At 59.7% G+C, this 10,792-nt stretch carries 9 protein-coding genes and 1 tRNA gene; 3 read left to right on the forward strand and 7 right to left on the reverse strand.

What is annotated here, in order from left to right; translation table 11 throughout:
* Positions 1 to 9: 9 nt before the first annotated feature.
* Complete coding sequence (locus KIH75_RS06220; protein WP_219055898.1) at positions 10 to 1,287, reverse strand: sensor histidine kinase; 1,278 nt, start codon at positions 1,285 to 1,287, stop codon at positions 10 to 12.
* A gap of 224 nt (positions 1,288 to 1,511) precedes the next feature.
* On the opposite strand from KIH75_RS06220, the gene phoU reads away from it, so the two are divergent.
* Entirely contained in the window at positions 1,512 to 2,192 is a 681-nt protein-coding gene (gene phoU / locus KIH75_RS06225; RefSeq protein WP_219055899.1) for a phosphate signaling complex protein PhoU, read from the forward strand.
* A 246-nt stretch (positions 2,193 to 2,438) separates the two neighbouring features.
* Positions 2,439 to 4,316 carry an oleate hydratase gene (locus KIH75_RS06230; protein ID WP_219055900.1) on the forward strand — a complete coding sequence of 626 codons (1,878 nt, stop codon included), beginning with the start codon at positions 2,439 to 2,441 and terminating at the stop codon, positions 4,314 to 4,316.
* A gap of 530 nt (positions 4,317 to 4,846) precedes the next feature.
* Here the strand turns inward: KIH75_RS06230 and KIH75_RS06235 are convergent.
* From KIH75_RS06235 to lysS, 5 genes are all read right to left on the reverse strand, one after another.
* Complete coding sequence (locus KIH75_RS06235; protein ID WP_219055901.1) at positions 4,847 to 5,401, reverse strand: TetR-like C-terminal domain-containing protein; 555 nt, start codon at positions 5,399 to 5,401, stop codon at positions 4,847 to 4,849.
* Between the two features lie 136 nt (positions 5,402 to 5,537).
* Positions 5,538 to 6,278 (reverse strand): phosphoglyceromutase, encoded by a 741-nt coding sequence (locus tag KIH75_RS06240; RefSeq protein WP_173552377.1) that lies wholly within the window; start codon positions 6,276 to 6,278, stop codon positions 5,538 to 5,540.
* Positions 6,279 to 6,445: 167 nt separating this feature from the next.
* Complete coding sequence (menA, locus tag KIH75_RS06245; RefSeq protein ID WP_219055911.1) at positions 6,446 to 7,402, reverse strand: 1,4-dihydroxy-2-naphthoate octaprenyltransferase; 957 nt, start codon at positions 7,400 to 7,402, stop codon at positions 6,446 to 6,448.
* Between the two features lie 81 nt (positions 7,403 to 7,483).
* Positions 7,484 to 8,182, reverse strand: coding sequence for an Abi family protein (locus tag KIH75_RS06250; RefSeq protein WP_219055902.1), 699 nt, complete (start codon positions 8,180 to 8,182; stop codon positions 7,484 to 7,486).
* Between the two features lie 376 nt (positions 8,183 to 8,558).
* Positions 8,559 to 10,232 carry a lysine--tRNA ligase gene (lysS, locus tag KIH75_RS06255; protein WP_219055903.1) on the reverse strand — a complete coding sequence of 558 codons (1,674 nt, stop codon included), beginning with the start codon at positions 10,230 to 10,232 and terminating at the stop codon, positions 8,559 to 8,561.
* Between the two features lie 192 nt (positions 10,233 to 10,424).
* Here lysS and KIH75_RS06260 point away from each other — a divergent pair.
* Positions 10,425 to 10,498: transfer RNA gene (locus tag KIH75_RS06260), tRNA-Pro, on the forward strand.
* Between the two features lie 89 nt (positions 10,499 to 10,587).
* Here the strand turns inward: KIH75_RS06260 and KIH75_RS06265 are convergent.
* Positions 10,588 to 10,792: hypothetical protein (locus KIH75_RS06265; protein WP_219055904.1), on the reverse strand; the 205-nt coding region annotated here is incomplete at its 5' end.

Below are 10,792 nucleotides of genomic sequence, written 5' to 3' on the forward strand. Positions count from 1 at the left end.
TCAGCGCAATCAGCGAGCGCGCGGCAACGTCAGGGTGAACGTGCTGCCATGCCCGGGCACGGACCATACGCTCGCCGCACCATGATGGGTGAGCGCCACATGTTTGACGATGGCCAGGCCGAGGCCCACGCCGTCGACGCTGCGCCCGGACTGGTCGGAGCCGCGGTAGAACCGTTCGAAAATGCGCGACTGCTCCTCCTTCGGAATGCCCTTGCCCTGGTCGAGCACGCGGATGAGCACGTCCTCCCCGTTGTCGCTCGGCTCGGCGGACACGCCGACATACCCGCCGCGCGGCGAATATTGGATCGCGTTCTCCAACAGTTTGGTCAATGCGGTTCTGATCTGCGAGACATCGCCGTTGATGCTCAGGGAACGGTCGCCTTCGACGTGCACGCGAACGCCGGCTTCGCGTATCGCACCATCCATGGATTCGACCACGTCGTCGACCTGTTCCATCACGTTGATGCGGTTCGCCGCGCTGGGCACGATGGGCTCCTGCGCTTTGATGAGCAGCAGCAGGTCGGCGACCATGTGGTTCAGGTGGACGCTGGCGGTGCGCACCTCATGCGCGGTGGCGTGGACGCGTTGGATGTCAAGATCGTCGTGTTCGAGCTCGTCGGCGAGCTTGTTCAACGCTTCGGTGGGTTTGAGCAGCTGTTCGGACACGTTGACGATGAACGAGTCGCGGATCTGGTTGAAGCGCACGCCTTCGCTCACATCGTCCAGCAGCACCACCACGTACCGGGAATCCACGCGACCGACGGTGACGTTCAGCCAGTTCGGCCGCTGCACACCGTACGCGCCCGCGCCATGGTCGTAGTCGCGGTCGCGTTCGGACGGTTCGGCGCTTGATTCGAAGCGCGTGGCGGTGACCGTCTGGATGTCGAACAATCGTCTGCCGCCATGCTCCCGAACGTCGTGGACCGCTTCGAGCACCTTCGCGTTCACGATGCGATCATCCTGCATGATGCCCAAACGGTACGCCTCGGGGTTCGCGTTGATCACCTCATCGTCGTCCCCCACGACCAGGGATGCGCTTTGCAAAATGGACAGCAGGCCGAACGTCGATTGGTCGAGATCGGCGTCGTCCTCGTCTTCGGAACGCCGTCGACGCACCTTGTGCAGACGTTCGCTCACCCATTCCGTAAAGGAGACACCGCCCAGCCAACGTTCGACCAGCGGTTCCAGCCAGCCGAGCAGCGTAGTGCCCAACAGCACGATGATGCAGAACCCCACGATCGCGAACACGGCGAATACGATCAGCGAGGGAACAGGAGAATCAGACATACGCCCATTGTTCCACACGCGCCCGGCCTCCACCGCGCAACACACGAGACGTGGCGCGAATCGGCGGCAAACATGAACGCAAGGTGAACATCGAGTTGAATTCCGCACCAATTTCAGGTTGCGATTACGTGTCACCTCTCGTCTGCGGGAGGTGCAGCGAATAGACTGGAGCAAGGTTGCACACAATATCGCACACAGCATGATACGAAAGGCCGAACAAACCAATGCGCGTTATTTTCAACGAAGAGATGAAGGCCGTCGCCGACGACCTCGACCACATGGCACAGAACGTGCGCAAAGCCATTCGCGGTGCCGGTGAGGCGCTGCTCGAATCCAACGTCGAAGCCGCCCAGACCGTCATCGACGGCGATGCCGAACTTGACGCGCTGCAGGAAAGCGTCGTCGACCAGTGCGTGAAGCTGCTGGCCAAGCAGAACCCGGTGGCCACCGATCTGCGCGTCGTGGTTTCCACCATGCGTCTGGCCATCACCTTCGAGCGCATGGGCGATCTGGCCAAGCATGTGGCCGAAGCGTCCCGCCGCGCATACCCCGCTTCCCCGCTGCCCGAAGAGGCGAAGGAATCCTTCACCCAGATGCAGGAGTTCCTTGACGAGACCAGCGACAATCTGGTCGCCATGCTGGCCGACCGCGACGCCAAGACCGCGGAACGCATCATTCTGGAAGACGACAAGCTCGACGCCCTGCATCAGCGCACCTTCGACCTGGCGCTGAACGAGGACGTGGAGATGACCCGTCAGCAGATCATCGACCTCGTGCTGCTCGGCCGTTTCCTCGAGCGTCTCGGCGACCACGCCGTCTCCGCCGCACGTCAGGTGGTGTTCATCGTCTCCGGCTTCGACCCCTCCAAGACCCCCGGCCCCGACAAGGAAGGCATGACCGAGTAACGGCACGCGCCCTTCGTCATCCGCGTTTTCGACCGACGGCCCCCGATCAGGTAATCCTGATCGGGGGCCGTCGGCGTATGCGCGCCTGCGCTTTCCCTCCCATCCCTCCAGCCACAATCGCGAACCACCCTGACAATCCGACCGAAATGCACGAAAACTGAACAGACCCGCTGTTCTGTTCATGGCGCGACCGGCCGCCAACGCGAATAATGGGCTGCATTCGAAGCGTTTCCAAAGGAGGAGACCATGTATTATTCCAGCGGCAATTACGAAGCATTCGCCCGTCCGAAGAAGCCCGAAGGCATCGACCATAAGAACGCCTACATCATCGGCACCGGCTTGGCCGCCCTGAGCGCGGCATGCTATCTGGTGCGCGACGCCCAAATGCCCGGCAACCACATCCACATCTTCGAAAAGGACCCGGTCCCCGGAGGCGCATGCGACGGCGCGAACATCCCCGGCGTGGGCTATGTGATGCGCGGCGGGCGCGAAATGGACAATCACTTCGAAGTGATGTGGGACCTGTTCCGTTCCATCCCCTCCATCGAAACCGAAGGCGTGTCCGTATTGGACGAATACTACTGGCTCAACAAGGAGGATCCGAACTACTCGCTGTGCCGCGCCACCGTCGATCAAGGCGTGGACGCCGGAACCGACGGCAAATTCGCGCTCTCGGACGAAGCCTCCCAGGAGATCATGAAACTGTTCTTCACGCCCGACGAGGAACTGTACGGCAAGAAGATCTCCGACTTCTTCGACGACAAGGTGTTCGGCTCCAACTTCTGGATGTACTGGCGCACCATGTTCGCCTTCGAGAACTGGCATAGCGCGTTGGAGATGAAACTGTACATCAAGCGCTACATCCACCATATCGGCGGCCTGCCCGATTTCAGTGCGCTGCGCTTCACCCGATACAACCAGTACGAGTCGATGATCCTGCCGATGATCACGTACCTGGAAGGCCACGGCGTGCAATTCCACTACAACACCAAAGTGGAGAACGTGGAATTCGAAATCGGCGGAGGAGACGGGCCGGAACGCCCGAACACCGCGGTCGGGCAGGACGAGATCCTGCTCGCGCAGGCGGAATCCGGCGTGTTCGCACGCAACCCGTACAGCACACCGACCAAGAAGATGGCCAAGCGCATCACCCTCATCGGCCCGGACGGCGCCAACACCGACCTTGATCTGACCGAAAACGATCTCGTGTTCATCACCAACGGCGGTTGCGTGGAGAACTCCTCCATGGGTTCCCAGACCACCCCCGCCAAGTGGGATCCGGAGCTGCGCCCCGGCGGCGGCTGGGACATGTGGCGTCGCATCGCCCGGCAGGATCCGAGCTTCGGACGTCCGGACGTGTTCTGCGGCGACCCGGAGCATTCGAAGTGGATGAGCGCCACCGTCACCACGCTCGACATGGAGATTCCGCCGTACATCCGCAAGATCTGCAAGCGCGACCCCTTCACCGGCCATGTGGTCACCGGCGGCATCGTGACAGTCAAGGATTCCAACTGGCTGATGAGCTGGACCTTGAACCGCCAACAGCAGTTCCGCGACCAGCCGAAGGACCAGCTGTGCGTCTGGGTGTACGGCCTGTTCCCCGACGAGCCCGGCAACTACGTGAAGAAGCCGATGCGCGACTGCACCGGCGAGGAGATCTGCGAGGAATGGCTGTACCACATGGGCGTGCCGACGGACAAGATCGAGGATCTGGCCAAGAACCATGCGAACACCATACCCGTGATGATGCCGTACATCGACGCGTTCTTCATGCCGCGCTCCGCGGGCGACCGCCCCGACGTGGTGCCGGACGGTGCCGTGAACTTCGCCTTCCTCGGCCAGTTCGCGGAAACGCCGCGCGACACGATCTTCACCACCGAATATTCGATGCGCACCGGCATGGAGGCCGTGTACACGCTGTGTGATGTGGATCGCGGCGTACCCGAAGTGTGGGGCTCGGTGTATGACGTGCGCAACCTGCTCAACGCGGTGGTGAAGCTGCGCGACGGCAAACCGCTGGAGGATGGCCTGAACGTTGCGGAACGGCTCGCGCTGAAGGTGGCCGGCCGCAAGCTGCAGGACACCGACATTCCGAAGCTGCTTCGGGAAACCGGCGTCATCTAAGCGCTCCCGAACGTTCCTGAGCGCTCCCGCTCTCTGAACGCTTCGGCGCTCCCCATGGGCGTACCGGTCAAGCAATAAGAGGAAGGCCTTCGATCCGACAACAGCCGGGTCGAAGGCCTTCCTTGCTTCCCTGTTATGCACTCTGCTTCGTTTCCGGGGCGCCGGCGAGCATGTTCACGCGGTACTCCGCCTATATGTGGCAGATTCAGGGGGTTGCGCGTTGCCAGGTGGCTTATATATGGCACCCATCGGGTGTTAGGCCAAGTATGCGCATTGGAATTCCAACGGTCATACTCGGGCTATTGCCGTTTAGGTGCCATATATAAGCCACCTGGTTGTTTTCAAGGGCCGAAATCCGCCATAGATAAGCGAAGTAGCGGCCAATATCACGCCCAACGGCAAACAATCACGCCTCGCGGAAGCGATATGGGCGGCGATGCGGGCAGTAATACGGGCGGCAATAAGCGAAACCGGGCGAAAAGGGCGGCAGCCGCCCGTTTTCACCGCCGACCGTGCCCTCCCGTCTGCCGCTACAGGGCAAACCGCTCCAACGCGCTACGGAAATCCCCTTTGACAATCGTGTCGATCCGCTCGACAATACCCTCCGGATCGTCCTTCATGTCCTTGGCTACCCATTCCAGCATCACGCCCACGAACGCGTAGCGGAAGAACCCCGCCACGAACCGCTTGTCCTCCTCATGCACCTGCAGCCCCTCGGCCTCCTCGTCTACCACGGCGAGCAGCAGATCATAGGTGATGTCATACAGGTAACGTTCCACGCGCTCACGGCTGACGCAATGGTAGACGTTCATGACGAACGGCTTGTTCTCGCGCACCACTTGGAAAATGCTCAACAGCCCCTTCTGCCAAGTGTCCGCAGTGCGGTTGCCCGCCAACGCCTTGCCCGCATCCTCCTGGCACGACCATTCCACCAGATCGTAGATGTCTTGGAAATGGTAGTAGAACGTCATGCGGCTGATGCCGCAATCCTCACAGATGTCGGTGACGGTGATCTTGTTCAGCGGCTTTTCCAGCAGCAGTTTCTTCAGCGACGATTCCAACGCGCGTTTGGTGGTCGATGCCATGCATCCCCTTTGTTTCCTGATGTTTCCTAGCTTGAGGCTTCCTCGTCTCGCGCACCTTGCCGTGCGACGGTATGCAAAAGCGGGAACCCGTACGGGTTCCCGCTTGTCGTATGCGCCCGCGTTTACGCGGAAAGCATCACTTCTGGCCCTGAGCGGCGACGGCGGCGGCACCGGCGGCGGCAGCCTCCGGATCCAGGTACTCGCCACGCGGCTTGATCGGCTTGAAGTTCTCGTCCAGCTCGTACAGCAGCGGCATTGCGGTCGGGATGTTGACCTTGGCGATCTCCTCTTCGGAGAGGTTGTCAAGCATCTTCACGATGGCGCGCAGGGAGTTGCCGTGAGCGGCGATCAGAACGGTCTTGCCGGCCTTGAGCTGCGGCTCGATGTCCGACTTGAAGTACGGCTCAACGCGCTTGACCACGTCGGCCAAGCACTCGGCTTCCGGAACCGGATCGCCGGAGTAGCGCGGATCGTTGTTCTGCGCGTACTCGTCGTTCGGATCGATCTCGGGCGGCGGGGTCGCGTAGGAACGACGCCACAGCATGAACTTCTCGTCGCCGTACTCTTCGCGGATCTCGGTCTTGTTCTTGCCCTGCAGAGCGCCGTAGTGACGCTCGTTCAGACGCCAGCTGCGCTGGACGGGGATCCACAGGCGATCGGCCTCATCCAGAGCCACATTGGCGGTGTTGATGGCGCGACGCAGCATCGAGGTGAAGACGATATCCGGGAGGACGTTCTTCTCCTTGAGCAGGCGGCCGCCGTTCTTGGCTTCCTCGACACCCTGCTCGGTCAGCGGGACGTCGACCCAGCCGGTGAACTGATTGGTTTTGTTCCATGCGCTCTGTCCGTGACGGAGCAGTACTAGTTTGTAACTCATGCTGCCCAGTCTAGCGCCCCGCACGGCCAAAAATAAAGCATCTGTCGATTATTCGAGCCGTATTCGCACCACATACGGGTCATGATGGCGTAATATCGCACGTTTTGCCGTTACCGCGCATCGTTTTTCAACGTACTCGCCTCGCTGCGCGAACGCTTGCACGAGCGTTATGCAAGAGCCGACGACACTACGAATATGAGGGCGACCGCCAGCGAGTCCAGCGAACATAACGGCAACGCGCTACCATACTTCCTTTTCGCGATCGCGCGAACCGCGGTAACCTGCGCCACGCAGAGAACGGCGAACATCACGATTCTTATGATTGCCGCAGTCGGTTCCGGCACCGGCGAAGAAACGGTTCGACGCCCCAGCAGGCAATATGCCGTAAGCAAAGCCGACATCAGTAGCATGATGATCGCGAGAACAGTGCCGTTTTGCCGTCCCAAAGCAGTCATCCAGGTATGTTTTCCGTGTTCACGGTCGGATTCGATATCGCGCAGATTATTGACGCACAGGACCGTGACGGCGATAAGACCAGCCGCAGTACCGCCGATCAGGCCATCCGGGGAGATCGTGCCGGTCAGGGCGAACATGGTGCCGCACGTGGCGACGAGACCGAAGAAGACGAACACGAATATCTCACCCAAATAGCGGTAGCCGTAAGGGTGTTTGCCGCCGACATAGAACCAGCCGGCCAATAGACAAGCAATGCCGACGAGAATGAACCACCAGTAGCCGGTCAGCGCGATGACGGCCAGACCGCACAGGCAGGCGATCAACGCGTTGACGCCCGCCGCGGCCAGCACCTTCCTAGGATTCACGCCCGATGCGACAAGGCGGGCAGGGCCGCGTGACGGCATTGCCTTGCCAGCGGCCATGGAATTGGACGTGCTTTCAGGCGGGACCGCGCGTCCCTCATCCGTGCCGCGAATGCCGTCGGAATAGTCGTTCGCAAAATTCGCCGCGATCTGCAGAAACAGCGCCACACACGCGCACAACACCGCTACCACAATGCGATACTCGCCCGCATCACGCCAAGCCAGCGCCGCACCGATCATCACCGGCGCGATCGCCAACGGCAAGGTCCTCGGGCGAGCGCCCCGAACCCAAGTCGAAATTCCCATGAAGGCCATTCTAGAATCATGTTCGTCCTTCAACCCTCCAACCATCTACCAGCGGTCCCGCGTTCACGACAGGACTGTATTTCATTGATTCAATGGGCGAATGTGACGCAATGCACGAACCCGCGATTGTTCCTGAATCCAATCAGCGGCCTTGGGATCAATCATTCTTGCAATCCATATAAGATTGTCACAACATTCATCAAGATATCGGCTTTCCTCGGAAAAATCCGACATCACAATATGCTCCTGATGGCTGAGCCGATTCCTTAAGTCCCGCATCATTTTGACGTGACGCTCGAATACGGAACGCTTGCGTAACGGATAGTTAGGCATACCACCGTTTCTGGGATTCACTATGGCTTTCCAAACCGTCTGCTCAAGTCGCCCGGTCAGCAGGAAGCACCACGACCCAAGCATCATGCCACTGATTACACGACCAGGAAGCACCTGTTTACCGGCATGCCTGATGTTTCTTTCAATTTCCACTACGGAATCTCTGAATTTCGTTGATTTTGACGTGCTGAAACGAAAACGATCATTATCGTGATACCAGTCGGCACGACCACTATCTTCTGCCAGTCGTTTTGAGATGAAGTTACGCAGCAATACTTCGACATGTGCTATGTCTTCCAGTAAAGCCTTGGATATTCGTTCGTTCCAAACGTATAAATCGACCGCATCACATCTGGTGTTCTGCGCCGAACGGATATACGTTTCCATTCGTTCCGCGGAAAACCACTCTTGTAAATCCTGCAAGGATGTGGATGTAACGTCTGCCATGGGAGATATAATTGAGAGGTATAATACAGATGAATGCCCCGGAACGTCACTCATGCGAAATATCATGAAACCCCGGGGATTTCTTTTTACAGGCATAAAAAGCTTCAGCTGAACGCCATAGGTTCAGATTGAGATCAGATCAAAATCCCGTGAACTTTATGCCTAGACAGACAATACGAGACGATTATTGATTATCGCCAAGCCACCAAACAAGAGCAAGGCCTCCGAATCGTTCATGATTCGGAGGCCTTGCTCTTTTAACAAATCTGCGTTAATTCAGTGGCTTCATGAGAAGAGGTTCCGGCGGGCGCACGGCCCACAGGGCCGTACGCTATTCCGCCTTCGCGTGAAGCCGATATTGAATTAAGGCTTTGCCTTAATTCAGCGGCTTCACCAGCGGGAAGGTGATGGTTTCGCGGATGGTGGCGCCGGTCAGGGCGATGAGCAGTCGGTCGATGCCCATACCCATGCCGCCTGCCGGAGGCATACCCACGCCGAGAGCCTCCAGGAAGTCCTCATCGATATCGCAGGCTTCCTCATCGCCGGCGAGCGCATCCTTGGCCTGGGCCACGAAGCGTTCACGCTGCACAACCGGATCGTTGAGTTCGGAGTAGCCAGTGGCCAGCTCGAAGCCGCGCACATACAGATCCCACTTCTCGACCACGCCGGCCTTGGAACGGTGGCCCTTGACCAGCGGGGAGGTTTCGACCGGGAAGTCGCGCACGAAGGTCGGCTCGTACAGCTTGTCTTCGTAGAAGTGCTCCCACAGGTGTTCGACGAGCTTGCCGTGGTTCTCCACGTCATCGCGTTCCACGCCGAGCTTGTCGGCGATCTCGCCCAGGTGTTCCACGGAAGTGCCCGGATTGTCCGGACCACCGTTCGGCACGATTTCCTCGCCGAGCGCTTCGGAAAGGGAATCGTACATGCTGATGGTCTTCCATTCGCCGCCGAAATCGTATTCGGTGCCGTCCAGCAGGGTCACCTTGTGGGTGCCGAACACGTCCATGGCGGTGTCTTGCACGAGCTGCTTGACGAGTGCGCCGATGGTGTCGTAGTTGCCGTAGGCCTGGTAGGCCTCGACCATGGTGAACTCCGGGGCGTGGGTGGCGTCGACGCCTTCGTTGCGGAAGTCGCGGTTGATTTCGAACACGCGGTCGATGCCGCCGACCAGGCAGCGCTTGAGGAACAGTTCCGGCGCGATGCGCAGGTACAGGTCAAGGTCGAAGGCGTTCATATGCGTGGTGAACGGGCGGGCCGCGGCACCGCCGTGCACGGTCTGCAGCATCGGGGTCTCGACCTCGAGGAAGTCATGATCGGCGAAGGTCTTGCGCAGGGATGCGACGGCCTTGGAACGGTTGCGCACCATGTTGCGGATCTTCTCGTCGGCGATCATGCCGATGTACGGCTTGCGGGTACGGGTGTCCTCGTTCAGGTCCTTGTGCAGGGCCGGCAGCGGCTGCAGCGCCTTGGCGGCGATGGCCCATTCGGTGGCGAACACGGACAGCTCGCCGGTCTTGGAGGCGATCACGCGACCCTTGATGAACAGGTGGTCGCCCAGGTCGACCAGCTGCTTGAACTGCTTCAGGGAGTCGGCGCCGATCTCCTTCTTGGAAATCATGCCCTGGATCTTGGTGCCGTCGCCGGCGGAAAGCTGCACGAAGCACAGGCCGCCCGCGTTGCGCAGGAACAGCACACGGCCGGCGATGCCGACCACATCCTCGGTCTCGTCGCCGGCTTCGAGCTTACCATCGTACTTGGCGCGCACCTCTTCGATGGTGGCGGTGACGTCAAGGGTCACCGGGTAGGGCTGAACGCCGTCCTTGAGCATCATGGCACGCTTGGCGACACGCATCTGCACCTGCTCGGAGTGAGCCAGCGGGCCGAATTCCTTATTGGACGGGTCGACGGCCTCATCCAGCGTGGCACCGCCGTTGATGCGTTCGGCGATGGTGCCATCCTGCGCGAGCAGCATCTCGGCGCGTTCGACGGTGGTCATGTGCGGGGCGCGTTCGCCCTCTTCGTTTTCAGTGTTCTCAACTACTTCAGACATGGTTGCCAAGTGTACGCAACACGGGGGAATTTGACGCGGGTCACGCAAAGTTGGCTGCGGCCGGCTTGCAAAGCCTTATGGAAGGCGGATTATCGCGCGTCTCACGCACCACTTATCACGCACACTCCCAGACACCGACACGCCGATTTGGCAATATCCACCAAGTGACGTAAACTAGCGGACGTTGCCAAACGGGCTGTAGCGCAGCTTGGTAGCGCGCTTCGTTCGGGACGAAGAGGCCGCGGGTTCAAATCCCGCCAGCCCGACAACTGAAAGGCGGAACTTCGGTTCCGCCTTTTTTCGTATCACCAGCATCCACTCCCCACCCATCCGGCGGCCATCCGGCAGTCTGCGCTCACGCCCAGCAGCCCGTTTCCGACATCCGGACTTTTACTTTCTTTACCAATCCCACAAGGTACTTCCGTTTTACAATGATAACGTCCGAAATCTTGCGCACTTTCGGATTCCGGCCCTGACGCAGGAGGGCATGGCCCGCGTCCTGTGTACGATTTTCATTCGCCAAAACAAAAAACCGCGATTGGAAGCCAGGAGACGGAACC

Origin of the sequence: Bifidobacterium pongonis (genome assembly GCF_019331805.1) — a bacterium.
GTDB classification, from domain to species: domain Bacteria; phylum Actinomycetota; class Actinomycetes; order Actinomycetales; family Bifidobacteriaceae; genus Bifidobacterium; species Bifidobacterium pongonis.